A 23,880-nucleotide genomic window follows, 5' to 3' on the forward strand; every position below is an offset into this window, starting at 1 on the left:
TATGGCGTCTGACGCCGATCGTTCGATCGAACGTCAACGTTATCTGCATGACGGACGAACTTCCCGGCGTGGAGCGGCAGGAAATCGACGACCCAATCACGATCAAGGCGAAAAGAAACCTGAAAAGGAAGAAAAGAAGGAGCGCAAGGGCACGCTTCATCGCATAAGAGCGTGCGGCCGATTCCTTCCAAAGAACGATGATTTCGCCGTTCAGGGTCGATGCCGACACCGTCAAGCCCGATTTTGAGAATGGTGTACTGACGGTGACGGTCCCGAAACCGCCGGGCGCGGTGGCGCAGACAAGAAACATCGAAGTCCGTGAGCCGGCTTGGCATTCCTACGCTGACGCCCAAGCGTACACTCGAACCAGCATGTCAAACGACGTGCCGGGACCTTCTAGACAACCTTCTCCCCGAGATAGTCGACGATGGCCGCGAAGCTGCGAAGCCTGGGATAGTCCTCCTCCGGGATCGGCAGCGAAAAGCGCTTTGCCAGAGCCGTGATCAGATTGAGGAAATCGATGGAGTCGATGTCGAACTCCTGCCTAAGGTCCCCATCCCCGTCTATCTCCGCAACATCGACATCAGGCGCGATGCGCCGAAGCGCCTCCGCCAGCACCGCTTCCAGTTCCTGCTTGGTCATAGGGCCTCCGGCTTCTGCAGAAGTTGGTCAATATGGGACAGAAAGAGCGCGCCGCGGTGGCCGTCGCTCACCCGGTGGTCTCCGGCCAGCGTGACATGCACGATCTTGTGCGGACCGATCAGACCCTCCAGTGCCCGTACTTCCGTGACCGGCATGCCGAAGCCGACGATGGCGACCTGAGGCGGATAGATGACGCCATAGAGGGTCTCGACACCGCGATCGCCAAGGCTCGAGACTGTAATCGTCGGGTCCGACAGTTCCGACGACCGGAATCTGCCTGCCCTGACCCGGCCGACAAGATCGCGCATGGCCGCCATCAGTTCGGGGACACCGAGCGCATCGGCATCATGGATGGCGGGAGCCACGAGACCGGTTCCCCGGATATTGATCGCCACGCCGGCATGGACGACCGGGCTCGGGCGGAAGACGCCATCGGTGAAATGTCCGTTGAATTCCGGATACTTCCGCGTCGCCCGCGCGACGGCCTTGACGAACAGTGCGCCCAGAACCAGACGCTCCGCCGGATCGCGCCGGGTGTTGAAGTTCGACAGCCAGGCCTCGGCTTCCGTGAGGTCGATTCTGTGCGCCAGATAATAGTGCGGGATCTCCCGCTTGGAACGCGCCATGGCGGCGGCAATGGCGGCGCGCATGCCGGTCATCGGTTGCAGGACGGCTTCGACGGGTGGTGCGGCAGGTGTCGGCGGACGGCTTTCCATTCCCTCAAGATCACGAAGCTGGGTTTCCCCATGAGGACCGCCGCCCTCGACCAGTGACAGATCGATGCCGTGATCCACCGCATAGCGCCGTGCCGCGGGCGAGGCACGCACCCTTTCCGGCGCTGTCTCGGCAGCCCTCGGCGGCGGTGCGACGGACAAGGGCACAGGCTCTTCCGGTCGCTGCCGGGCGGCGGCTGCAATCTCGGCCATCTGCGGCGGAACGGGGGCTTCTGCGGGCGGTCCTTCCGGGGCCGGCGGAGCCGGAGCACCTGGGGCGACAGCAGCCGCCGGCTCGTCCTGACGCCGTATCAGCGCTATCGGCGTTCCCACCGGAACCCTGGTGCCGATCTGGGCGATCGGCCCCTCGAAGATGCCTTCCTCGAAATTCTCAATCTCGATCGCACCCTTTTGGGTTTCGACCACAGCGATGACATCGCCCCGCCTCAGGGTCGCGCCCGGCTTGACGAGCCATTCGACGAGCGTCCCGGCTTCCATGTCCGCGCCAAGCGAAGGCATGCGGAATTCAGCCATGATCACGCCTTTCCCATGAGAGAGCGCACGGCAGAGACGATCTTGTCGACCTGCGGTATCGCCGCGTCCTCAAGATGCTTGGCATAGGGGATAGGCACCTCCTCGCTGCAGACCCTGGCAAGCGGCGCGTCGAGCTCGTAGAAACACTTCTCCGCAATCCGCATGCCGATTTCGGCGGAGATGCTTCCCGAGCGCCACCCCTCGTCGACGATCAAGGCTCTCCGGGTCTTCGACACGGAGGCAAGGATCGTCTGCTCATCAAGCGGCCTTAGACTGCGAAGATCGATGACCTCGGCGGAGATGCCGGCACGTTCGAGTTCGGCTGCGGCATCCAGTGTCTTGAACAGCGATCCACCATAGGTGATCAGCGAGACATCGCGCCCTTCCCTGCGCACCGCTGCGCTGCTGATATCGACCGGAGCGGCGTTGACGGCCAGTGGTCCGCTTCGGTTGTAGAGCATGACATTTTCGAAGATCAGCACCGGGTCCGGGTCTTCCAGCGCCGTCCAGAGCATGCCGCGCGCGTCTTCGATGGTCGCCGGCGTGAGGACGCGTAGGCCCGGTATATGCGCATACCAGCCTTCCAGACTGTGGGAGTGCTGCGCCGCCAGTTGCCGGCCTGCCCCCGTCGCCATACGGATGACGATCGGGACCCCGAACTGGCCGTTCGACATGTGCCGGAACGTCGCAGCCGTGTTGAGAATCTGGTCCAGGGCCAGCATGGAGAAGTTGACCGTCATCACCTCGACGATCGGACGCATTCCGGCGATCGCGGCGCCGATTCCCGCGCCGGTGAACCCGGATTCCGACAACGGTGTGTCGCGGATCCGGTCCGGCCCGTATTTCTGCAGCAAGCCCTTGCTGACGGCATAGCACCCCCCATACTGGCCGACATCCTCCCCCATCAGGAAAGTCCGGCTGTCGCGGTCGAGCGCCTCCTCGATCGCCATCTTCACCGCTTCGCGATAGGTGGTTTCCACAGTCTCCGCAGCCGGCTCGACCTTTGGCGGCGAAGCGGGCCGAACCGGGGCCACGACATGCCGGCCCAGGCTCTCGAGCGGTTCCCAGCTTCCGGCTTCCGCGAACGCCACGGCGTCGGCGATCTCGGCATCGGTTTCAGCGGTGATCCTGTCAATATCACCGGCATGAACGATGCCATTCTCAAGCAGCCATGACTGGAAGCGCAGGATCGGCCCCTTGCGCCGCCATTCCTCGACCTCCTCCTTCGATCGATAGAGCTGTGCATCGAACATTGAGTGGGCACGAAACCGATAGGTCTGGCACTCCAGGAAATAGGGTTCCCCTACCTCCCGGATCGTTTCCAGTGCGCGCCGTGCGGCCGCTTCGACGGCGACGACATCCATTCCGTCGACAAGCTCGCTGATCAGCCCGTAACTCTCGGCCTTCCTGTGAATGTCGATGACCGCCTCCGAGCGTTCCAGCGCGGTGCCCATGGCATAGCGGTTGTTTTCGCAGACGAACAGCACCGGCAGATGCCAGAGCGAGGCGAGATTGAGGCTCTCGTGAAATTCCCCTTCGGCGACCGCGCCTTCGCCGAAAAAGCACACCGTTACTTGTTCATCGCCGCGCATCTTGTCGGCAAGCGCCAGACCCGCGGCAAGCGGCAGGCCGCCGCCGACGATTGCGTTGCCACCGTAGAAATTGGTGGCGGCGGAGAACAGATGCATGGAGCCGCCCCGCCCGCCCGAGCAACCTTCCATCTTGCCATACATCTCCGCCATGACCGTCTTCATCGGCAGGCCGCGCACCAGCGCGTGGCCATGTTCGCGATAGGTCGCGACGATACGATCCTCGCTTTGCAGAAGAGGAATGATGCCGGCGGCGATCGCCTCCTCGCCATCGTAGAGATGCAGGAATCCACGGATCTTCTGCTCGGTGTAAAGCTCGGCGCACTTGTCCTCGAACCGGCGGATGCGGATCATCTGGGCCAGGAGGTCGAGCACGTGCTCTCGCGTCAGATGCGGTTTTTGGGAGCGGTCGGTCATCTTTCGTCACTTTCAAGCGTTGAGATGTCGCCCTCGGGCAGGCCCAACTCCCGTGCCTTGAGCAGGCGCCGCATGATCTTGCCGGAGCGCGTCTTGGGCAGATTATTCCTGAAGGCAATTTCCTTCGGCGCAACGGCGGGACCAAGCCGCTTTCGCGCATGGCCGAGGAGATCGAGCATCAGGTCATCGCTGCCCTCGTGACCCGGTTTGAGAGCGACGAAGGCTTTGACCACCTCGCCGATCGTTTCGTCCGGTATGCCGATGACTGCCGCCTCGGCAACGGCCGGATGCTCCATCAGCGCGCTTTCGACCTCGAACGGGCCGATCAGGTGGCCCGCGCTCTTGATAACGTCGTCATCGCGACCGACGAACCAGAAATATCCATCCTCGTCCCGCATCGCCAGGTCGCCGCTCAGATACCAGCCATCGACGAAGCACTTGCGGTAGCGTTCCTCCTCGTGGAGATAGGCCCGCATCATCGACGGCCAACCGGGTTTCAGCGCCAACTGGCCGATCGTCATCGGCCTTGAGGCTTCCCGCACCGTACCGTCATGCTTCTCGACGATCCCGGCGACAATGCCGGGAAGGGGCTTGCCCATCGAACCCGGCTTGACGTCCATCGAGGCATAGTTGGCGATCATGATGCCACCCGTCTCCGTCTGCCACCAGTTGTCGTGGAACGGCATGCCAAACGTCCTGTTGCTCCAGATCACCGCTTCGGGATTGAGCGGCTCGCCGACGCTGGCCATGAAACGCAGTCGAGAAAGATCGTATCCCTTCGCGAGCGCCGCGCCGGCTTTCATCAGCATGCGGATGGCGGTCGGTGCCGTATACCAGACGTTCACCTTCTCGCTCTCGAGGATGCCGTACCAGCGACCTGCGTCGAATTCAGCCTCGTCCACGATCATCGTGGCGCCGTTGGTGAGCGGTGAAATGATGCCGTAGGACGTGCCTGTGACCCAGCCGGGATCGGCCGTGCACCAGAACACGTCATCTGGATGGAGGTCGAGGGCAAGCTTTCCAGTCAAATGGTGGGCCACCACCGCCCGGTGCACATGAACAGCACCCTTGGGTCGACCTGTCGTACCGGAGGTGAAGTGCAGGAGCGCCATGTCTTCCGGATCGGTCGCCGCGACCGGAAACTCCGTGGCCGCATTGGCCATCAGCGAGGGGAGATCGTGTGTGTCCGATTCCACCTCACCGCCGGCATCGATCAGGAGTACCGCGTCGAGGCCCTCGAGCTCCTTGCGCCAGGGAGCGACCTTCCTTTTGTAGAGCGAATGGGAGGTGACCAGAACGCGCGCGCTGCCGATCTCCATGCGGGCCTTGACCGGTTCCGGTCCGAAGGCCGAAAACATCGGGCAGAAAACCGCGCCGCATTTCAGCGTGCCAAGCGCGGCGACGTAGAGTTCCGGGACACGACCGAGGAGGGAATACACCCTGTCACCCCTGGCAATTCCAAGCCCATTGAGAACATTGGCGAAACGGTTTGTTTCCCGCTGCATTTCGACGTAGCTGAAGTCCCGCCGCGCACCGTCTTTCGAAATCCACCGGATGGCAGTCCTGTCGCCTCGACCGTGAATGACGTGCCTGTCGATGGCCTCGAATGCGATGTTCAACTTTCCGCCGGAAAGCCCGTCGAGAAGACGCTCCGCGTCCTCCCAGTGAAAGCCCGCGCAGAACTGGTCATAGTCAGGCAGATTGGCCTTTAGCCTGGTGGCGTCGCTCTTGCGGATAATGTCCATCGACCTCTCCCACGTGGCGTCCGTTGGCAATCCTCCTCCAGGACCCACAATCTCTATATGGATCAGAGCCCCTTTGAGCCGCATTGATGGCCGTCAACGCCCTGGTCCCTCCTGTACCCGGGATAGCCGCCCCGTTGCTCGAGCCTCTGGCGCGATTGGTAGAGAGCGCTTTTGAAAAGCTTCGGAGTTTGAGGGCGAAACGCGTCAGCACGGATTCAGGCGAGCCCAGATTGCGACCAGCTCTTTCCCTTCAGCGCCTGCGGCACTCCGGAATCGAGCTCGCTCGTCGGTATCGACTTCGCCATGGCGTTCCAGTGCTGCTTCGACAGCGACTGAAGCCGACCGAGATTGCAGATCTCGAAATGGGAATTGTCCAGAATCCTGATGATCCTCTGACGTGCCAACGCCTGAACATGCCTGCTGATGGTTTCGACCGTCGTGCCGAGGTAGCCGGCGATGTCGCGACGCCCGATTGGAAATTCAATGAAGCGGTCGTGGGTCGGCAGTCCGGCCATGCGCATCCTCTTATGGATATGCAGCATGAAGCTGACAACGCGTTCGAAGGTGTTCTGGCAACCGAGAACCATGATCCATTCGCGACTCAACTCCAGATCGCGCAACGCCCCCATCATGACCGTGTGCTCCAGCCCATGATGGCTGGCCAAGAGGGCTTCGAAGGGTTTCTGAGGAAATACGCAGGCAGCGACATCGGTCGCGGCCTCGTACATGAAGGCGCTGCCGCTGCGAAAAAAATGTCCGAAATACTCGCCGGGCATGGCCAAGCCCACGATCTGCTGTCGTCCGTCGTCGAGTGTTTGCGTTATGCGCACAACGCCGGATGCCACCCGGCCGATGATGCTTGGTTCATCGCCCTCGGCAACGATGGTGATACCGCTGTCATACTGCCTGATATGGCCGATCCGCTTCAATTGCTCTTGTGCGTCGTCCGGCCGAACACCCCTGGGATGGCTGTGTAATTGCAGAGGCTGGTCAGCAATCGCATCCGAATCGACCATGATTTTTGGCATACTCTCCTCCCAGCAGCAGTGGCCAAATGCAATTGACAGACTTTCTAACACCTACTCCCAATACCCCGCGTCGAATTGACCCAGGTCAATCCCGACGCGGATTGAGCACTTCGTTAGCGATATTCAATCGACTGCACGAACTTCCATACGGCCGGCGTCGCCGGCGGTCTTGGCCCAATGCCAATATTCTCCGGCCTGACCTTACGCGCCGGCTCTTGGCGGCACCGCCTCTTGCCTTCCGGTTCCTACAGCAATTCCTGCCGCCCGCACTGGCGCCCCCGGATGCGGCTGGCAGGAGTTGTCCTGCCGGCCGAAGGGGCTGCCCACGGAATCAGTTCATGGCCACTTCCAGACACCTTCATATCCAAGGCGGAGGTCTACTTCCGGTCGAGACCATTGAGCTTGGCAATGAAATCGGCCAGATGCGGCACGTAGTCCTCAGGCCCATCTCCACCGCCGGCCACTGCCATTGCATATGAGTTCTTGGCGGCACTGGCGAGCGGCGTCGCGATCGTCGCGGCGTTGGCCATGGATTCAAGATATTTGAGATCCTTGTAGGCGTTGGACAGCGTAAATCGGTGAGCCTCCCGGTTTCCTTCGAGGACATAGCCCATGAAGGTCTGATAGAAACCACTGTCCATCCGGCCGCCGCGGATCACACTGTCGAACCGATCGACGGAAATGCCCACCTTGCGTGACAGGGCGAGCGCCTCCGCGAACAGTGCGCCCATGCCAAGGGCTATGAAGTTATTCAACAATTTCATGCGATGACCATCGGCTATGCCACCAATGTGAACGATCTTGCCGGCCCAGGTGTCGATGACGGGGCGAATTCTTGCGAAGATCGCATCATCAGCACCGACCATCGCGTCAAGCGTGCCTTCCCAGGCTTCCTTCGGTGTGCGGCTCAGCGGGGCATCGGCAAAATGGACGCCCTGCGCCTTGAGTTCGTCCGCCAGGCGGGCGGTGACGGTCGGGTCTCCGGTCGAGCAGTCAACCACCACCGATCCGGAGGCAAGCTTGGGCTTCATGCTGTTGACGACCGCTTCGACTTCCCGCGAACTGGTGAGGCAGAGAAAGACGATCGTCGAGGCTGCCGCAAGCTCTTCCAGAGACTTGGCTTCGGTCGCGCCGCGCGAAACGAGATCCTCGATCGGCTTGCGGTTCCGATGGGCGATGACGGTCAACGGATAGCCCTTCTCGACGATGTTCTTGGCCATGCCATGGCCCATAAGGCCGACGCCGACAAAGCCGACCGTTTCATTTGCCATCTTGTTCATTGTTTTCTCCTGCGGAATTGTTCGAAAATTATGGTCGCTGACGGGAGTCCCGCCGCGTTAGGCAAGGTTGAAGCGCCGGCGCAGATCCGCCACCTGCTCAGGCGTCAGGACGCGTTTGGCGTGGTTCTGCAGCATTAGAAAGAGCTTTGCGGTCTCTTCGAGCTCTTCGGCGGCATACTGTGCATTGGCCAGACTGGTGCCGGCGACGACCGGACCGTGGTTGGCAAGCAGCATGGCATGGTGCCGACCGGCGAGGTTGCGCACGGCTTCCGCGAGCGCCTGGTCGCCCGGCGCGAAATAGGGCACGAGCGGCAGGCGCCCGACCCGCATGACGTAATAGGCGGTCAGCGGCGGCAGCACGTCCTCAGGATCGATATCGGCCATGATGCTGACTGCGGTCGCGTGGCTGGAATGGAGGTGCACGACCGCGCCGGCATCCGCGCGCTCGCCATACATGGAGAAATGCAGGAAGGCCTCCTTGGTCGGCGCGTCTCCCGATACGAAACGGCCTTCAGCGTCGAACAGCGACAGCCGCGCCGGGTCGAGCATGCCCATCGAGACGTTGGTCGGGGTCATCAACCAGCCGCCGTCCGGCGTGCGCACGGAGATGTTGCCGGTCGAACCAGAGGTGAGGCCCCTTTGGAACAGGGATTGCCCGACCCGGCAGATCTCGTCACGAAGACGATTGACGTCATGCATCCTCGGTCTCCATTTCGAGCAGGTCCCAGGCCTTCAGGAAAAAATCTCTCGCGCCGAAATTTCCGGATTTGAGCGCCAGCGCAAGATCCGGCCCCGAAATGCTGCGCGTCCAGGGCACCCCCGGGTCGATTTCCGGCCCGATCAGCAGGACCTTGACGCCGAGCGCTTCGACGATTGCGCCCGAGGTCTCTCCGCCGGCGATAAGGAAGCGGGAAAAACCGGCATTCAGCAGGCGGAGCGCAACCTCGGCCAGCGTTTTTTCCACCAGGGCACCGGACTCATGGCGTCCCATCAGCGATTGGATCTTGGCCAATTCGTCAGGACCGGCACTCGAATAGATGAGGGGCGGCTGATCGCCTGCCGAATTGATTGCCCAGTCGGCGAGATCGGCCGCCGTCTGACGGCCCTGCGCAATGGCTGCGATGTCAAGCCGCAGCACAGGCAGGCCAGCGGCCTCCGCCACCTCGATCTGGCCGCGTGTCGCCGCCGAGCACGAGCCGGCAAGAATTGCCGCACGACCGGGCGGAGACGCCATTCGCGCCGTTTTTGCCGGCGGTGTGAACTCCTTGGTCTGCCTGAAATTTTCGGGCAGTCCCATCGCCACGCCGGAACCACCGGTTACAAGCTTCATTCCGGCGCAGGCCTTGCCGATGATCCGGAGGTCCGCGTCGGTCAGCGTGTCGACGACCAGGATGCGTTTGCCGGCCGCATATTGCTCGGCGAAGGCCGCCTTCAATGCTTCCGGCCCCCGCGAAATGATATCGGCCTGAACAAGGCCCACCGGCCGGCTGCATTGGCGCTGCAGCACGCGAACGAGGTCCGGATCACGCATGGGGGTCAGCGGGTGATCCTTGAGCGGGCTTTCCGACAGCAATCTGTCGCCGACAAAGAGGTGACCCTTGTAGACCGTCCGCCCGGCGGCCGGAAAGGACGGGCAGGCGATCGTTACCGGCGTGCCGGTCAGATCCTGCAGCGCTTCGGCGACGGGGCCGATATTGCCGGCATCCGTCGAATCGAATGTCGAGCAGTATTTGAAGATGAGTTGCTCGGCGCCTGCGGCCAGAAGGACCCGAGCGGAAGCGAGCGACATATCGACAGCTTCGCTTGCCGGTATCGTGCGCGATTTGAGCGCCACGACAACCGAGTCCGCCCCGGAAAAGTCCATGTCGTTTGCGGGCACGCCGATCACCTGGATCGTGCGCATGCCTTCGCGCGAAAGCATGAGGCACAGGTCCGTGGCCCCGGTGATGTCGTCGGCAACAGCGCCAATCAGCAAGTCTTTCCTCCCCTGTGCGGCCGCGGCTCGACGCTCGCAAGCCCACCCTCCGCAAATCCATCGAAGCCCTTGATCTCCGGACGAAAATAAGGACTTGCAATGCAATTCGCGGATGGGCTAACCATGTTGTGGCAACGCTATCATTACTTTTCCGGGAAGGGAAGAGCAAGCACCTGCGGAGCGGTAGGCGGACGATGGATCGGAAGGTTGGTTTCTGACATGAGCAAGCAAACGGGTTTGAAGGTCTGCGTCGTCGGACTGGGATCGATGGGCATGGGCGTGGCAACGTCCTTGCTGCGCGGCGGCTTTGAAACAATCGGCTGCGACGTCAGCGAGGACGCCATGGCGCGTTTTGTCGCCTCGGGTGGAAAAGCCATCGGAAATCCGGCGGAAGCTGCCAGAGATGCGGATGTCGTCATTACGGTCGTGGTGAACGCAGCACAGACGGAGGCCGTCCTGTTCGGCGACGAGGGCGCAGCCCCGGCGATGATGAAGGGTGGCGTCGTACTTTCCTTTGCCACGATGGGGCCGGACATGGCTCGCGGCCTCGAAGAGCGCGTGGAAGCGCTCGGTCTCGGCTATATCGACGCCCCGATCAGCGGAGGGGCCGGCAGGGCTGCGGCCGGCGAACTGACGATCATGGGCTCAGGCCGTCCAGAGGCCTTCGACAAGGTTCGCCCGGTGCTCGATGCGATCGCTCAGAAGGTCTACGAACTCGGGGATCGCGCCGGCATCGGCGCTTCCTTCAAGATCGTCAATCAGCTCCTGGCCGGGGTGCATATCGCGGCCGCCTGTGAGGCCATCACCTTTGCGAAGGCACTCGGCCTGGACATCGCCAAGGTCTATGAGGTCATCACGGCATCGGCCGGCAATTCCTGGATGTTCGAAAACCGTGTCCCGCACATTCTCGAAGGCGACTACGCGCCACGAAGCGCAATCGACATTTTCACCAAGGATCTGGGCATTGTCTCGGATATCGGCCGAAACCTGAAATTCCCGCTCTCGATCGCCTCCACTGCTCTGCAGATGTTCATCATGACATCTGCGGCCGGAATGGGCCGCGACGACGACGCCTCGGTCGCCCGCTTGCTGGCCCAGGTGACCGGACTGGACCTGCCAGAAGCGCCGGGGACGATCTGAACATGCCGCGTTTTGCTGCAAACCTGACGATGATGTTCAATGAGACCGGATTTCTCGACCGGTTCGCTGCCGCGGCTGCCGCTGGCTTCAAGGCGGTGGAATTCCTATTTCCTTATGAGTTCGACCCGGATGTCATCCGTTCGCAGTTGGAAGCCGCCGGATTGACCCAGGCGCTGTTCAACCTTCCTCCCGGAGACTGGGCTGCCGGGGAACGGGGGTTGGCGGCACTGCCCGGGAGAGAGGCGGAATTTCGCCAGTCCGTCGAGACGGCATTGCGCTATGCCAGTGCCACCGGCGTCGGGCGGCTGCACGTGATGAGCGGCCTTGCCGACCGCTCGGACGCCAAAGCTCGCAACACCTATCGCGCTGCGCTCGCCCTTGCCTGCGACAAAGCCGGCGAGGCGGGTCTCGACGTGCTCATCGAGCCGATCAATCCCCGCGACATGCCGGGTTATTTCCTCAATGATTTCAACTTTGCAGCCGATCTGATCGCGTCGATGGAAAAGCCCAACCTGAAGCTTCAGTTCGATATATATCACCGCCAGATCATTCATGGTGACGTAATCCGGGGGTTGCGGGAGATGATGCCGGTCATCGGGCATATCCAGATCGCATCGGTGCCTTCGCGCCACGAACCGGGAACCGGCGAACTCGACGATTTCCGGGTTCTGCGGGAGCTCGATGCGCTCGGATATGGCGGCTATGTCGGCTGCGAATACCGCCCGGCGGGCGAAACCGTCGCCGGGCTTGGCTGGTTGAAGGCGTTTGCCGGCTCATGTGACCGGATTTGAAGGCGGGCCCGAGGCCCGCCATTCTTACTCAGATCTTTCCTAGATCCTCGTAGCTTTGATGCAACGCCCAGTCGCCGGCGCAGAAGCGATCCTTCGCGAAATTGTGCTGGTGCCAATAGGGATAGATATACGCAAGGCGGCTGACCGCGTTCAGCCGTTCCAGCTCCTCTGCCGTCAGCTTCAGATCGACCGCGGCGATATTGTCCTTAAAATGCTGCTCGCTCAGGCCGCCGACGACAACCGATGTGATCGCTGGCCGCGACAATGTCCATGCCAGAGCGACCTGGGCCGGCGATACGCTGCGAGCCTCGGCGATCTCGATCAGCACGTCGACAATATGCCATAGGCGGTTCTCGTCGCGGATGGGAGGCTCGCTCCAGCCGGCCGCCTGGCGGGAATCCGCAGGCTTCTGATCGCGGCGGAATGCGCCAGAAAGCAGGCCGGCGGCAAGCGGGCTCCAGACCATGACGCCGAGCCCCTGATCGACGGAGATCGGCAGGAGTTCGTATTCAGCCTCCCGTGCCTCGAGCGTGTAGTGGATCTGCTGGGTGACGAAGCGCGGATAGTTCTTGAGATCCGCAATGCCCAGCGTCTTCATGATGTGCCAGCCGGAATAGTTCGAGCAGCCGATATAACGGACCTTGCCCTGGTTCACCAGCATATCCAGCGCCGAGAGCATCTCCTCCGGTGGAGTTAGTCCGTCCCATTCGTGCATGAAGTAGACGTCGATGTGATCGGTGCGCAGGCGCTTCAGGCTGCGTTCGCACTCGCGGATGAGATGATAGCGCGACACGCCCTCGTCATTGGGGCCGTCGCCGATGCGCATCCGCGCCTTGCTGGAAATCAGAATCCGGTCGCGGCGTCCCTCCAGGACCTCGCCCAGAATTTCCTCGGAGCGTCCCGAGGAATACATGTTGGCCGTGTCGAACAGGTTGATGCCGCCTTCGATACAGGTATCGACCAGCCGTTGCGCCTCCTTGACGCCCTGGCTCGCGACCATTGCGAAATCGCCTTTTCCGCCGAACGAAAACGTACCCATGCTCACCGCTGAGACTTTGAGGCCCGAACGGCCGAGTTGCCGATATTCCATGACTTTCTCCTTGGATTGAGGCGATTCGGGACGAGATCCCGGCAGGGTTGATGCTGTGTCAGGATGACGGCAAGGCCGGTCGCATCATCGGCGAGGGCTTGCCGCAAAAAGGCATTCCCTGATGTGGCGCATGCCGAGTTCCGGACTCGTCAGCACGGGAATTCCTTCCGGTTCTGGGCCAAGGGGCGTAAGCGCGTTTGCCATCGAGGCCTGGGCGAGGACGACCAGGTCGACCTTCGGCGCGAGGCGGCGGAACCCCTCGACCACCAGTGCATCGTGAACCTCGCGGTCGCCGCTGGACAGGCGCTCGAAGGCCCCCTCGCACAGCATCTCCGTGACCTGGCAGCCCGTCTGTCCGGTTTCGGCCGCAGACGTCCTGATGATATCCCCGGTGGGGCCGAGCGTCGTCGGCAATGTTGCCAGAACACCGATCCGCGACGCCCGCGATACCGCTTCAACCGCCATGCCCTGGTCGATGCGAAAGAGCGGCACCGGGCATAGCGGCCTTGCCGCATCAACCGCCGGGCCAAGGGAGGAACAGGTGACGACAACGGCCTCGGCCCCACCGTCGACGGCCGACCAGACATATTGCGCCAGGCGCCGCATCGTCGTCTTCGACAGGCTTCCTTCGCGGATGGTATTTCTCAGCAGGCTCTCGTCGAGAATGTTGAAGGGCTCGCAACTGGGCAGTTCGCGCCTGGCAAGCGCTTCCAGGGTCGGAACCAGACCGGCGACCGTGTGAATCATGGCAAGGGACATAGTTGCAACTGTCGGGGCGGTCATGCGCTCGGTCTCCAAGTCAGCTCTTCCTTCCGTCGACTGCGGGAAGATGAACTTTTTTATGATAGCGCTGCCATATTATCTTGGCCATTCAGACGAAAGCAATATCTATTCTGACCAAGCGTGAGCGGCGTTGGGCCGTACGCACTGCGATTGCGGGAATCTGCACCGAACTGCGGGAATCTGCATGTGGCAAAAAGCCTGTTGACAAAACAGGTCACCTGAAACAAAGAATGACAGCGCTGCCACTCGCTGGCCATCCGGGTCTCTCTCCCTTTGCCGGGAGGGGCGTCGGAAGTGGACCGCGGCGTTGAGGAGCGCCTCGCATCGGGGCGGCGGCGCATGCGAACAATATTTGGGAGGAATGAGACATGCTCGCGACCGATCAGGACCACAATGCGCCCGGATCGCTGCATTCCCGTCTGCTGGCCGAAGCCGGCAGACTGTTCCAGGTGCGCGAATTCAACGTCCTGATCGCGCTGGTCGTCGTCGGCGCACTGATCAGCCTCTATACGCCCTATTTCTTGACGACGAACAATCTGATGGGCGTGTTCCGGGCGTTTTCGCTGACCGCAATCATGAGCATCGGCATGGTCATGGTGATCATCACCGGCGGGATCGACCTGTCGGTCGGCTCGGCGATGGGGCTTGCCTCGCTGGTGACCGCCCTTTGCTTCAGCATGGGCTATCCAACCGAACTCTGCATCGCGGCGGGTCTCGGCGTCGGTCTCATTTTCGGCCTGTGCAACGGGCTGCTGATCACCTTCATCGGCCTGCCGCCCTTTATCGCGACGCTCGGAACGCTGAGCATCGGGCGTGGTCTGATGTATATGATCACCCGCGGCGTGCCGGTCACGCCGGAAACCCCGGAAGCCTTCGCGATCCTTGGCCAGGGCTACCTCGGCCCCGTGCCGGTGCCGGTCATCATCATGGTCGTGCTGATGCTGGTCTTCGCGGTGATCATGCGGCGCACCCGCTTTGGCCGGCATGTCTACGCCACGGGCGGCAACGAACACGCCGCGCGCCTGAGCGGCGTCAAGGTCGATCGCATCAAGCTGTCCGTCTACGTCCTGTCTTCCACCATCGCTGCATTGGCCGGGGTGATCGGGTTTTCCCGCTACCTTTCGGCCGAGCCGGCTTCGGGTTTCGGGTCGGAACTCGATGTCATCGCCGCCGCCGCGATCGGCGGTGCGAGCCTCGCCGGCGGTGCAGGCAGTGTCACCGGCGCGGTCATTGGCGCGGCGCTCGTCGGCGTGATCGCCAACGGTGTCGTGCTTCTCAACATCAATACCTATGCGCAACAGGCCATCACCGGCGGTGTGATCTTGATCGCCGTCAGCCTGGACGTGCTGCGCAGCAGAATCATGGGAGGAAAGAACTGAGAAGAGAGATGAGCATCGCCTAACGTCTAATCAATCACGAAGAATCCAGGCTCGGGGAGAGCCTGCTGAGGAGGAGGATTTCATGCGTGTAATTTTCAATTCCGCTCGCGCGGCCATCTTGACGATGTCGCTTCTGGCAACCGGCGCCGCTTTCGCCAAGGACAAGGCCGACATAACCGTCGCCGTCGTTCCGAAGGTTGCCGTTCCGTTCTTTGACGACTGCAACACCGGTGCGCAGGAGGCCGCCGACAAGCTTGGCGTCAAGTATCAATGGGTGGTTCCGCAGAACACCCAGGGCTCAACCCAGGTCAAGATCATCGAGGACCTGATCGCTCGTCAGGTAGACGGCATCGCAATTTCGGTCAACGAGCCGAAGTCCGTCGAAGGCATCATCAAGCAGGCGGTCGATGCCGGCATCGCCGTTCTCACGTTTGACAGCGACAGCGCCAATAGCGGCCGCAGCATGTATATCGGCACGATCAACGAAGCCGCCGGCGAGACCATGGGCAAGGCGATGGCAGAGGCCATCGGCGGCGAGGGCAAGGTTGCCATCGTGACTGGCCAGCTCGGCGCTTCGAACCTGAACGAACGCATCACCGGCGTGAAGAAGGCGCTGGAAGCATACCCGAAGATCACGATCGCCGCCACCGAAGGCACCGAAGACGACCTCGCCCGCGGGGTCTCGGTGACCGAAGCGTTGCTTCGCGCCAATCCGGATCTCAAGGGCATCTTTGGTATCAGCCAGGTCGGCGGTCCCGCCGTCGCCAAGGTCCTTGCCCAGAAAGAATTCGCCGACCGCAAGGGAGTGGTGAAGGTATTTGCCTTCGATGACCTGCCGGACACAATCAAGGGCGTCAAGGACGGCTTCATCGACGGTATCATGGTCCAGCGTCCGGTGACGATGGGACGTCTCGCTGTCGAGCATCTGGTAGCTCAGATCACCGGCGAAGAGAAGAACCCGGAGAATGTCGATACGGGCGTTACCGTCGTAACCGCCGAGAACCTCGGAAGCTACACGAAGTAACACCTGCGGAATCTGGATGCGGGAGCCGCTGCGCTTCCGCATCCATTCAATCTGGACCGGGATTCGAGCAGACCATGACGCCATTTCTTGAAATGCGAAATATTTCAAAGACCTTCCCAGGTGTGAAGGCGTTGAACGGGGTCGATCTCACCCTCCATCGCGGCCAGGTCCATGCCGTCGCCGGCGAGAACGGGGCGGGAAAAAGCACGTTGATGAAGATCATGACCGGCGTGCTGCGTTGCGATCCGGGTGGCAGGATTGAGGTCGAAGGCCAGGAGGTCGTGATCTCCGATCCCGTGCATGCCAGATCCTTGGGGATAACCATTATCTATCAGGAGCTTGCCGTCGTCGACAATCTCTCGATCGCGGAGAATATCTTCCTTGCCAGGGAACCATTGAACATGGCTGGTCTGATCGACCGGAGGAAGATGAACGCAGCAGCGGCGGCCGTGCTCGCCGAGCTCGACATGAAGCTCAATCCGACGATGCTGGTCGGCGATCTCAGCATCGGGCAGAAGCAGATGGTTGAGATTGCACGCGCGATCTCCTATCAGTCTAAGCTCATCATCATGGACGAACCGACCGCATCGCTCAGCCATCACGAGGCCACGGTCCTGATGCGCATGGTCAAGAAGCTCGCGGCGCAGGGTATCGGCATCGTCTACATCTCGCACCGACTGGAAGAAATCTTCGAGATCGCGGATACCGTGACCGTCATGCGCGACGGGGAAACCGTGGATTCGCGTCCCATTGCGGAGATGACCCGTGATCTGCTGGTACGCAAGATGGTCGATCGCGAACTATCGCAATTCTTCGGCGAACATGTTTCCCATGCGACCAACGAAGTGCTGCTGTCAGTGCGCAATCTGAGCATGTACCGGCCAACCCATCATTCGGCTCGCGTCAGCGATGTCAGTTTCAACCTGCACAAAGGGGAAATCCTCGGCTTTTTCGGCCTGATCGGTGCCGGCCGCACGGAGATCATGGAAATGATCTTTGGCAGCCGAGCCTATGTCGGCGAGATCAGCATCGACGGAAAGACGGTCAAGATCACCGATCCGTCAGTGGCTATAAGCGAGGGGTTGGGCTTCGTCACGGAGGACCGCAAGGCGCAAGGCCTCGTCTTGGGCATGTCGGTCCGTGAGAATTTCAGCCTCACCCATCTCGCGGACTATTGCCGCCTGGATTTCGTCGATCGCGGCCGCGAGACGAAGCGGTGCCGGGAATTCATCCAGTCGCTCGGGATCAAGACGCCGAGCCCGGAGCAGAAGGTCGTCAATCTTTCCGGCGGCAATCAGCAGAAGGTCATCATCGCCAAGTGGGTGGCCCGCAGGCCGCGCATTCTGATCGTCGACGAACCGACCCGCGGCATCGACGTCGGTGCGAAGGCCGAGGTCCACGCCCTGCTCAACAAGCTGGCGGAAGAAGGCATGTCGATCATCGTGGTATCCTCGGACCTGCCGGAAATCTTGGCAATCAGCGACCGGATCATCGTCCTCAAGGAGGGGCGGATCAGCGGCGGCTTCACCCATCAGGAAGCCAATCAGGAAAACGTGATGTTGGCGGCGACGGGCTGAACCCGCCCAGGCAGCGCAACATTCGCAACAGCACTATCAGTAGTAATGGAGCATGAGATGAGCAAACGCATAATGTTCACCGGTGGTAGCGGCAAGGCTGGAAAGCATGTCGTCCAATACCTCGTAGACCAGGGCCATCAGGTCCTGAACATCGACACCAAGCCGCTCGACAATCCCAAGGTCCGCACGCTGATCACCGACATCACCGACAGCGGGCAGGTCTTCAACGCATTTTCGAGCTATATGGGACTGCATGAATTCGACCCGTCGCTGAGGGCCCAGCCCGTGGACGCGGTCGTCCATTTCGCTGCAATCCCGCGGATCATGATCACGCCGGACAACGAGGTTTTCCGCATCAACACGATGGGGACCTACAACGTCATCGAGGCCGCTGTGAAGCTCGGGATCAAGAAGGTTATCATCGCCTCTTCGGAAACGACCTATGGCCTGGTCTTCGCCAACGAGCCCCGCGATCCGGTGCATTTCCCGCTCGAAGAAGACTATCCCGTCGATCCGATGGACAGCTATGCCCTGTCGAAGATCTGCAACGAGAAAACTGCGCAGGCTTTCGCCCTGCGGTCCGGCGCCGACATCTACGCCATCCGCATCGGCAATGTGATCGAGCCGCACGAATACGAACTCTTCCCCAAATGGTTCGCCGATCCCGGTTTCCGCAAGCGGATCGCCTGGAGCTATATCGACGCGCGCGATCTCGGGCAGATCGTCGATCTCGCCATTCACAAGGACGGGCTTGGCTTCGAGATCTTCAACGCCGCCAACGACGAGACCTCCTCCGATCTGCCGACACAGGAACTGATCGACCGCTTCTATCCCGGCGTGAAAGTCACACGTCCGATGGGCGAATATGAGAGCCTGTTGTCCAATCGCAAGGCACGCGAAATCCTGGGCTTCCGAGAGCAGCATTCGTGGCGCAAGTATGTGAGGCAGAAGTGAGAGGCCTCGCGCGCTCTCTCGATCGTCTTTCGTGATGCAAGTCGCCCGATGCTCTTCGCAGCGTCGGGTGATTTGGTATAAGGGGTACCGCGAGACAAGCGGTCGGCAGCCGACCAACAGGTTTCTTGATCGGGGCACTGAGCCAAGAAGAAGAGGGGAAGGCATGCAACCCAGGCTGCGTCTGCCGGACAGGAAGAGCAAGGTTACCGTCAAGGAAGTGGCGCAGCGTGCCGGCGTCGGGGAATCGACGGTGTCGCGCATCATGCGCAACAAGGGTCCGGTCGCGGAGGAGACGCGGAAAAGGGTGATGGAGGCGGTTCGCGCCACCGGATACGTGCCCAACAGGATTGCCGGCTCGCTCGCCTCGCTCGATTCCCATCTTGTCGGCGTCGTCATTCCGTCTTTGTCGAACATCGTTTTTCCCGAAGTGCTTCAGGGTATTCACGCCGCGTTGTGGGGAAGCGAGAACCAGCCGGTCATCAGTGTCACCGAATATGACATCGAGCGCGAGGAAGCGGTCGTGCGGGGACTTTTGTCCTGGCAGCCGAGTGCGATCCTGATTGCCGGTTTCGAGCATACTGAGGCAACGCGCCGGATGCTCATCCAGAGCGATATCCGGGTCGTGGAAATGATGGATATCGATGCCGTGCCGATCGACATTGCCGTTGGAATGTCGCATCGGCGCGCCGGCTACGCCACAGGGCGGTATCTGGTCGGGCGCGGCTATCGCCGCTTCGGCTATGCCGGCCATGACTGGAATGCCGACCGGCGCGCGCGCCTGCGCTACGAGGGGCTTGTAGACGCCCTTCGCGACGCGGGCCTGACGATTGCGGCGGAAGCGATAGCGGAAGCCCCGAGTTCGGTCGGCGTCGGGAAGGAGATGACCGCGCGCCTGTGCACCCGGGAACCGAAGCTCGATGTCATCGTCTATTCCAATGACGACATGGCCGTCGGCGGCATATTCCATTGCATGGGCGCCGGTATCACACTCCCGGACCAACTCGCCATCTTTGGCTTCAACGGCCTCGATATCGGTCGCGAACTGCCCCAGCCGCTCTCGACCATCCGGTCGAACCGCTTCCTCATCGGCCGCACGGCGGTGGAAAAAGCATTCGAATCAGCGCAACGTCCGCCCGAGCCCTCGGTGATCGATACGGGCTTCGAGGTCTTCATCGGCGCCACGGCGTGAGGCGATCCGCCTGGGATTGACCAAGCCGGATGCACGCTTTGTGTTGAGCGTGAGGTGCTCCCCCATTTTGGACCGCCGGGCTGGGTGATTTCCCGGGCTATTTGCTCATGGCGGACCGGATGCGCCTGAGCCAATCATCAGCGAAATCGGCGGTTCGTTGCCGATGGCGCTATGAGGTCGAGCCTCATTGTAGTCTCTACGCCAATCCTCCATTTTCTGACGCGCGTCGTCAAGGGTCAGGAACCAGTGCTGGTTCAGGCACTCGGCGCGAAACTTGCCGTTGAACGATTCGATGTAGGCGTTGTCTGTCGGTTTACCCGGCCGTGAGAAGTCGAGGACGACATCCTTCTGGTAGGCCCAAAGGTCGAGGTCGCGAGAGATGAATTCGCTGCCATTGTCGACCCTGATGACCTTTGGATAACCGACCTGGCGGCAGACGCGTTCCAGCGTATGGACGACATCCTCACCGCGATAGGAGAACCGCGGATCGGTGGCCGGTGCAAAGCGCGAGTGGGTGTCGATGATCGTCAGGGTGCGCAGTTTCCGGCCCGTTGCGAGCTGGTCATGAACGAAGTCCATGGCCCAGATCTGGTTGCTTCTGGTCGCATCGGTTCGCTCCTGCCTGAGTTTGGCCTTGACCCGGCGCTTTGGTGTCTTGTTACGCAACTGAAGACCCAACTCATTGTAAAGTCTTCTTGTTCGCTTCATGTTGATCGGCCATCCCTCACGCTGCAAAAGCACGTGGACACGCCGATATCCATAGCGGACACGTGTCTCGCAGATCTCCTTGATGCGGTTCTTCAGGGGAGCCTGCTCTCCGCGCTTGCCCCTTGTAGGTGTAGAGGGAACGATCGATCCGCAGGGCCGAACATGCCTTGCGAACCGATACCTTCCAGGTCCCTCTCACCTCATCGACAAGGCGGCGTCGGCGAGCAGGCTTCAGAGCTTTTTTGATAGCACATCCTGAAGCATGGCCTTGTCGAGGCTGAGGTCCGCGACCAGGCGCTTGAGCTTGGCGTTCTCCTCCTCGAGTTGGCGCAGTCTCTTGACCTCGGAGGGCATCAGGCCAGCGTAACGCTTGCGCCAGTTGTAGAACGTCGCCTCCGAAATTCCTGCCTTTCGGCAGACCTCGCCAACAGCTGTTCCGTCCTCAGCCTGCTTCAAGACAAAGGCAACCTGCGCCTGCGAAAACTTCGATGCTTTCATGGAACTCTCCTTCTCCCGGTCACGGGATCATAATTGGAAAATTCCAGCTTCATACGGTCTGATTTATCGGGGGCACGTCATCTCAGGTCACACTCTCCGCATCTAACCGGCGACTTGGGTGACCTTGGGAATTGCGCTCAGGTAGGCGGGCTTGACCCTCGGGCCAAACGCAAAAAAGCTCCTCGACCGTTATGGTGAGGAGCTTTGTGCTGAGTGTGTTGAGCTGTGGAATTTGGGATTTTGGTTGCGGGGGCAGGATTTGAACCTGCGGCCTTCAGGTTATGAGCCTGACGAGCTACCGGGCTGCTCCACCCCGCGTTATTTTGAGCGCCGGGTCTTGCCCGGTATTTTTGTCTTGCCGGTCCTCGAAGGCTTTGCCTTCTGCGGTTCGGCGCGGGCTGCTCCATCCCGCGTTATTGAAGAAGCAAAAAAGGCCGCTTGAAGCGGCCTCATTATGGGCTTGAGGCCCTTTATGTGTCGAGAAGATTTTTTGTTTTGCCTTTAGCAGACCTGGCAGCGACCTACTCTCCCGCGTCTTGAGACGAAGTACCATTGGCGCTGGGGCGTTTCACGGCCGTGTTCGGAATGGGAACGGGTGCGGCCGCCCCGCCATGACCACCAGGTCGGCTAAGGGCAAAACATTTGAGAAGCTGGTAGAGGCGTTTGCCTCGTTTGTCTTATTAGAACACGTCGTTTTTTTGTCTTCACGCTGCCGCGATCTTACGATCGCTACGCTGCAGACGGCGCGCCAAACGCTTGGCGACGGACTTGCGTCCTGTATGGGCAATATACGGACCCGTTGACAACGGTATCCGGACAATTCCGATACAGCGCTTGAGCGCGTCGCCGGTCGTCCGGCGCCCCCGCGGAGCATAGGGTCGAAGACCCGCTCATGCGTGAGCGCAAGCAAACAGCATCATCTGACTTCGTCAGATGAGCATGGTCAATGAGAACGATCAAGCCGATCGAGCTATTAGTACCGGTAAGCTTCACACATTGCTGCGCTTCCACACCCGGCCTATCAACGTGGTCGTCTTCCACGGCTCTGATAGGGAATACTCGTTTTCAGGTTGGTTTCCCGCTTAGATGCCTTCAGCGGTTATCCATTCCATATATAGCTACCCTGCTATGCCCTTGGCAGGACAACAGGTCCACCAGAGATATGTCCATCCCGGTCCTCTCGTACTAGGGACAGATCCTGTCAATATTCCTACACCCACGGCAGATAGGGACCGAACTGTCTCACGACGTTCTGAACCCAGCTCACGTACCGCTTTAATTGGCGAACAGCCAAACCCTTGGGACCTGCTCCAGCCCCAGGATGCGATGAGCCGACATCGAGGTGCCAAACAACCCCGTCGATATGGACTCTTGGGGGTCATCAGCCTGTTATCCCCGGCGTACCTTTTATCCGTTGAGCGATGGCCCTTCCACGCGGGACCACCGGATCACTATGACCGACTTTCGTCTCTGCTCGACTTGTCAGTCTCGCAGTCAGGCGGGCTTATGCCATTGCACTCGACGACCGATTTCCGACCGGTCTGAGCCCACCATCGCGCGCCTCCGTTACTCTTTCGGAGGCGACCGCCCCAGTCAAACTACCCACCATACACTGTCCCGGATCCGGATGACGGACCGCGGTTAGACATCCATGACGATAAGGGTGGTATTTCAAGGATGGCTCCACGAGAACTGGCGTCCCCGCTTCAAAGCCTACCACCTATCCTACACATGCCGACACGAATGCCAGTGTAAAGCTATAGTAAAGGTGCACGGGGTCTTTCCGTCTGACCGCAGGAACCCCGCATCTTCACGGGGAATTCAATTTCACTGAGTCTATGCTGGAGACAGCGGGGAAGTCGTTACGCCATTCGTGCAGGTCGGAACTTACCCGACAAGGAATTTCGCTACCTTAGGACCGTTATAGTTACGGCCGCCGTTTACTGGGGCTTCGATTCAAAGCTTGCACCTCTCCTCTTAACCTTCCAGCACCGGGCAGGCGTCAGACCCTATACGTCGTCTTGCGACTTCGCAGAGCCCTGTGTTTTTGATAAACAGTCGCTACCCCCTGGTCTGTGCCACCCCACCTTACTTGCGTAAAATGGGGTCACGCTTCTTCCGAAGTTACGCGTGCAATTTGCCGAGTTCCTTCAGCATAGTTCTCTCAAGCGCCTTGGTATACTCTACCTGACCACCTGTGTCGGTTTCGGGTACGGTCTATAGGGTGGAGCTATTTCCTGGAACCGCTCCACTGCCCAGACAATCCAATAAGTCTGAACAATTTGTGCGATCCGTCACTACCACCAGGCCCACGAATATTAACGTGGTTCCCATCGACTACGCGTTTCCGCCTCGCCTTAGGGGCCGGCTAACCCTGCTCAGATTAACTTTAAGCAGGAACCCTTGGTCTTTCGGCGAGAGGGTCTCTCACCCTCTTTATCGTTACTCATGTCAACATTCGCACTTCCGATACCTCCAGGGCCCCTCACGGATACCCCTTCACAGGCTTACGGAACGCTCCGCTACCACACGTATTGCTACGTATCCTCAGCTTCGGTGCATGGCTTTAGCCCCGTTACATTTTCGGCGCAAAGACCCTTATTTAGACCAGTGAGCTGTTACGCTTTCTTTAAATGATGGCTGCTTCTAAGCCAACATCCTGGTTGTTTTGGGATCCTCACATCCTTTCCCACTTAGCCATGACTTGGGGACCTTAGCTGGAGGTCAGGGTTGTTGCCCTCTTCACGACGGACGTTAGCACCCGCCGTGTGTCTGCCGACTAGTACTCCTCGGTATTCGGAGTTTGGTTAGGATCAGTAAGACG

17 protein-coding genes, 1 tRNA gene, 2 rRNA genes and 2 pseudogenes (1 of these 22 cut by a window edge) are annotated in these 23,880 nt (G+C 60.5%); 8 read left to right on the forward strand and 14 right to left on the reverse strand.

Annotated features, from left to right (window positions below):
* Nucleotides 1–179: 179 nt before the first annotated feature.
* Nucleotides 180–503: pseudogene (locus DYZ14_RS24635) on the forward strand (Hsp20/alpha crystallin family protein); the annotation flags it as partial.
* Here the strand turns inward: DYZ14_RS24635 and DYZ14_RS02290 are convergent.
* The 8 genes from DYZ14_RS02290 to otnK all read right to left on the reverse strand — a co-directional run bounded on the left by DYZ14_RS02290 (nucleotide 397) and on the right by otnK (nucleotide 9,923).
* Nucleotides 397–642: an acyl carrier protein gene (locus DYZ14_RS02290; RefSeq protein WP_154719155.1), complete on the reverse strand. Its 246-nt coding sequence runs from the start codon at nucleotides 640–642 to the stop codon at nucleotides 397–399. The pseudogene DYZ14_RS24635 and the gene DYZ14_RS02290 overlap by 107 nt on opposite strands.
* Nucleotides 639–1,889: a dihydrolipoamide acetyltransferase family protein gene (locus DYZ14_RS02295; protein WP_154719156.1), complete on the reverse strand. Its 1,251-nt coding sequence runs from the start codon at nucleotides 1,887–1,889 to the stop codon at nucleotides 639–641. Before DYZ14_RS02295 ends, DYZ14_RS02290 begins: the two co-directional genes overlap by 4 nt.
* Before the next feature lie 2 nt (nucleotides 1,890–1,891).
* The gene (gene pdhA / locus DYZ14_RS24300) at nucleotides 1,892–3,895 is read right to left on the reverse strand and encodes a pyruvate dehydrogenase (acetyl-transferring) E1 component subunit alpha (protein WP_154719157.1); all 2,004 of its coding nucleotides are present in this window, start codon (nucleotides 3,893–3,895) and stop codon (nucleotides 1,892–1,894) included.
* The gene (gene acsA / locus DYZ14_RS02305; RefSeq protein WP_154719158.1) at nucleotides 3,892–5,640 is read right to left on the reverse strand and encodes an acetate--CoA ligase; all 1,749 of its coding nucleotides are present in this window, start codon (nucleotides 5,638–5,640) and stop codon (nucleotides 3,892–3,894) included. The genes pdhA and acsA overlap by 4 nt, the downstream gene beginning before the upstream one ends.
* 215 nt (nucleotides 5,641–5,855) lie before the next feature.
* Nucleotides 5,856–6,668, reverse strand: coding sequence for a Crp/Fnr family transcriptional regulator (locus DYZ14_RS02310; RefSeq protein ID WP_154719159.1), 813 nt, complete (start codon nucleotides 6,666–6,668; stop codon nucleotides 5,856–5,858).
* Nucleotides 6,669–7,045: 377 nt separating this feature from the next.
* Nucleotides 7,046–7,966, reverse strand: a complete 921-nt coding sequence (locus tag DYZ14_RS02315; RefSeq protein WP_332308668.1) for an NAD(P)-dependent oxidoreductase — start codon at nucleotides 7,964–7,966, stop codon at nucleotides 7,046–7,048.
* Nucleotides 7,967–8,005: 39 nt separating this feature from the next.
* Nucleotides 8,006–8,647, reverse strand: coding sequence for a 3-oxo-tetronate 4-phosphate decarboxylase (gene otnC / locus DYZ14_RS02320; RefSeq protein ID WP_154719161.1), 642 nt, complete (start codon nucleotides 8,645–8,647; stop codon nucleotides 8,006–8,008).
* Nucleotides 8,640–9,923 (reverse strand): 3-oxo-tetronate kinase, encoded by a 1,284-nt coding sequence (otnK, locus tag DYZ14_RS02325; protein ID WP_154719162.1) that lies wholly within the window; start codon nucleotides 9,921–9,923, stop codon nucleotides 8,640–8,642. The genes otnC and otnK overlap by 8 nt, the downstream gene beginning before the upstream one ends.
* Nucleotides 9,924–10,046: 123 nt before the next feature.
* Between otnK and ltnD the strand changes: the two genes are divergently transcribed.
* Entirely contained in the window at nucleotides 10,047–11,063 is a 1,017-nt protein-coding gene (ltnD, locus tag DYZ14_RS02330) for an L-threonate dehydrogenase (protein WP_332308664.1), read from the forward strand.
* A 2-nt stretch (nucleotides 11,064–11,065) separates the two neighbouring features.
* Nucleotides 11,066–11,854 carry a 2-oxo-tetronate isomerase gene (gene otnI, locus DYZ14_RS02335; protein ID WP_154719164.1) on the forward strand — a complete coding sequence of 263 codons (789 nt, stop codon included), beginning with the start codon at nucleotides 11,066–11,068 and terminating at the stop codon, nucleotides 11,852–11,854.
* Between the two features lie 28 nt (nucleotides 11,855–11,882).
* On the opposite strand, the gene DYZ14_RS02340 is transcribed toward otnI, so the two are convergent.
* Nucleotides 11,883–12,944 (reverse strand): aldo/keto reductase, encoded by a 1,062-nt coding sequence (locus DYZ14_RS02340; RefSeq protein ID WP_154719165.1) that lies wholly within the window; start codon nucleotides 12,942–12,944, stop codon nucleotides 11,883–11,885.
* Nucleotides 12,945–13,028: 84 nt separating this feature from the next.
* Nucleotides 13,029–13,727 carry an aspartate/glutamate racemase family protein gene (locus tag DYZ14_RS02345; RefSeq protein WP_154719166.1) on the reverse strand — a complete coding sequence of 233 codons (699 nt, stop codon included), beginning with the start codon at nucleotides 13,725–13,727 and terminating at the stop codon, nucleotides 13,029–13,031.
* Between the two features lie 368 nt (nucleotides 13,728–14,095).
* Here DYZ14_RS02345 and DYZ14_RS02350 point away from each other — a divergent pair, with 368 nt between their 5' ends.
* The 5 genes from DYZ14_RS02350 to DYZ14_RS02370 all read left to right on the forward strand — a co-directional run bounded on the left by DYZ14_RS02350 (nucleotide 14,096) and on the right by DYZ14_RS02370 (nucleotide 19,850).
* A complete protein-coding gene (locus DYZ14_RS02350; RefSeq protein ID WP_115668999.1) occupies nucleotides 14,096–15,106 on the forward strand; it encodes an ABC transporter permease in 1,011 nt (336 codons plus the stop codon).
* A gap of 82 nt (nucleotides 15,107–15,188) precedes the next feature.
* Entirely contained in the window at nucleotides 15,189–16,130 is a 942-nt protein-coding gene (locus DYZ14_RS02355) for a sugar-binding protein (RefSeq protein WP_154719167.1), read from the forward strand.
* Nucleotides 16,131–16,204: 74 nt separating this feature from the next.
* Nucleotides 16,205–17,707 carry a sugar ABC transporter ATP-binding protein gene (locus DYZ14_RS02360; protein ID WP_154719168.1) on the forward strand — a complete coding sequence of 501 codons (1,503 nt, stop codon included), beginning with the start codon at nucleotides 16,205–16,207 and terminating at the stop codon, nucleotides 17,705–17,707.
* 57 nt (nucleotides 17,708–17,764) lie between these two features.
* Nucleotides 17,765–18,661: an NAD-dependent epimerase/dehydratase family protein gene (locus tag DYZ14_RS02365; RefSeq protein WP_154719169.1), complete on the forward strand. Its 897-nt coding sequence runs from the start codon at nucleotides 17,765–17,767 to the stop codon at nucleotides 18,659–18,661.
* Between the two features lie 163 nt (nucleotides 18,662–18,824).
* Nucleotides 18,825–19,850 (forward strand): LacI family DNA-binding transcriptional regulator, encoded by a 1,026-nt coding sequence (locus DYZ14_RS02370; protein ID WP_154719170.1) that lies wholly within the window; start codon nucleotides 18,825–18,827, stop codon nucleotides 19,848–19,850.
* 105 nt (nucleotides 19,851–19,955) lie between these two features.
* Here DYZ14_RS02370 and DYZ14_RS02375 read toward each other — a convergent pair.
* The 4 genes and pseudogenes from DYZ14_RS02375 to DYZ14_RS02390 form a co-directional block, all read right to left on the reverse strand.
* Nucleotides 19,956–21,056, reverse strand: a pseudogene (locus DYZ14_RS02375) (IS3 family transposase).
* Between the two features lie 241 nt (nucleotides 21,057–21,297).
* Nucleotides 21,298–21,374 (reverse strand) — tRNA-Met (locus tag DYZ14_RS02380).
* 190 nt (nucleotides 21,375–21,564) lie between these two features.
* Nucleotides 21,565–21,679, reverse strand: a 5S ribosomal RNA gene (rrf, locus tag DYZ14_RS02385).
* Between the two features lie 329 nt (nucleotides 21,680–22,008).
* Nucleotides 22,009–23,880 (reverse strand): 23S ribosomal RNA (locus DYZ14_RS02390); it runs 929 nt beyond the window's last position.

The sequence above is a fragment of the Ciceribacter sp. T2.26MG-112.2 genome (genome assembly GCF_900492205.1).
In the GTDB taxonomy this organism is placed as follows: domain Bacteria; phylum Pseudomonadota; class Alphaproteobacteria; order Rhizobiales; family Rhizobiaceae; genus Allorhizobium; species Allorhizobium naphthalenivorans_A.

Coding starts and splice junctions, on each gene's coding strand:
- DYZ14_RS02290 (WP_154719155.1), bottom strand. CDS start 642: ATGACCAAGCAGGAACTGGAAGCGGTGCTGGCGGAGGCGCTTCGGCGC.
- DYZ14_RS02295 (WP_154719156.1), bottom strand. CDS start 1,889: ATGGCTGAATTCCGCATGCCTTCGCTTGGCGCGGACATGGAAGCCGGG.
- pdhA (WP_154719157.1), bottom strand. CDS start 3,895: ATGACCGACCGCTCCCAAAAACCGCATCTGACGCGAGAGCACGTGCTC.
- acsA (WP_154719158.1), bottom strand. CDS start 5,640: ATGGACATTATCCGCAAGAGCGACGCCACCAGGCTAAAGGCCAATCTG.
- DYZ14_RS02310 (WP_154719159.1), bottom strand. CDS start 6,668: ATGCCAAAAATCATGGTCGATTCGGATGCGATTGCTGACCAGCCTCTG.
- otnC (WP_154719161.1), bottom strand. CDS start 8,647: ATGCATGACGTCAATCGTCTTCGTGACGAGATCTGCCGGGTCGGGCAA.
- ltnD (WP_332308664.1), top strand. CDS start 10,047: ATGTTGTGGCAACGCTATCATTACTTTTCCGGGAAGGGAAGAGCAAGC.
- otnI (WP_154719164.1), top strand. CDS start 11,066: ATGCCGCGTTTTGCTGCAAACCTGACGATGATGTTCAATGAGACCGGA.
- DYZ14_RS02340 (WP_154719165.1), bottom strand. CDS start 12,944: ATGGAATATCGGCAACTCGGCCGTTCGGGCCTCAAAGTCTCAGCGGTG.
- DYZ14_RS02345 (WP_154719166.1), bottom strand. CDS start 13,727: ATGACCGCCCCGACAGTTGCAACTATGTCCCTTGCCATGATTCACACG.
- DYZ14_RS02350 (WP_115668999.1), top strand. CDS start 14,096: ATGCTCGCGACCGATCAGGACCACAATGCGCCCGGATCGCTGCATTCC.
- DYZ14_RS02355 (WP_154719167.1), top strand. CDS start 15,189: ATGCGTGTAATTTTCAATTCCGCTCGCGCGGCCATCTTGACGATGTCG.
- DYZ14_RS02360 (WP_154719168.1), top strand. CDS start 16,205: ATGACGCCATTTCTTGAAATGCGAAATATTTCAAAGACCTTCCCAGGT.
- DYZ14_RS02365 (WP_154719169.1), top strand. CDS start 17,765: ATGAGCAAACGCATAATGTTCACCGGTGGTAGCGGCAAGGCTGGAAAG.
- DYZ14_RS02370 (WP_154719170.1), top strand. CDS start 18,825: ATGCAACCCAGGCTGCGTCTGCCGGACAGGAAGAGCAAGGTTACCGTC.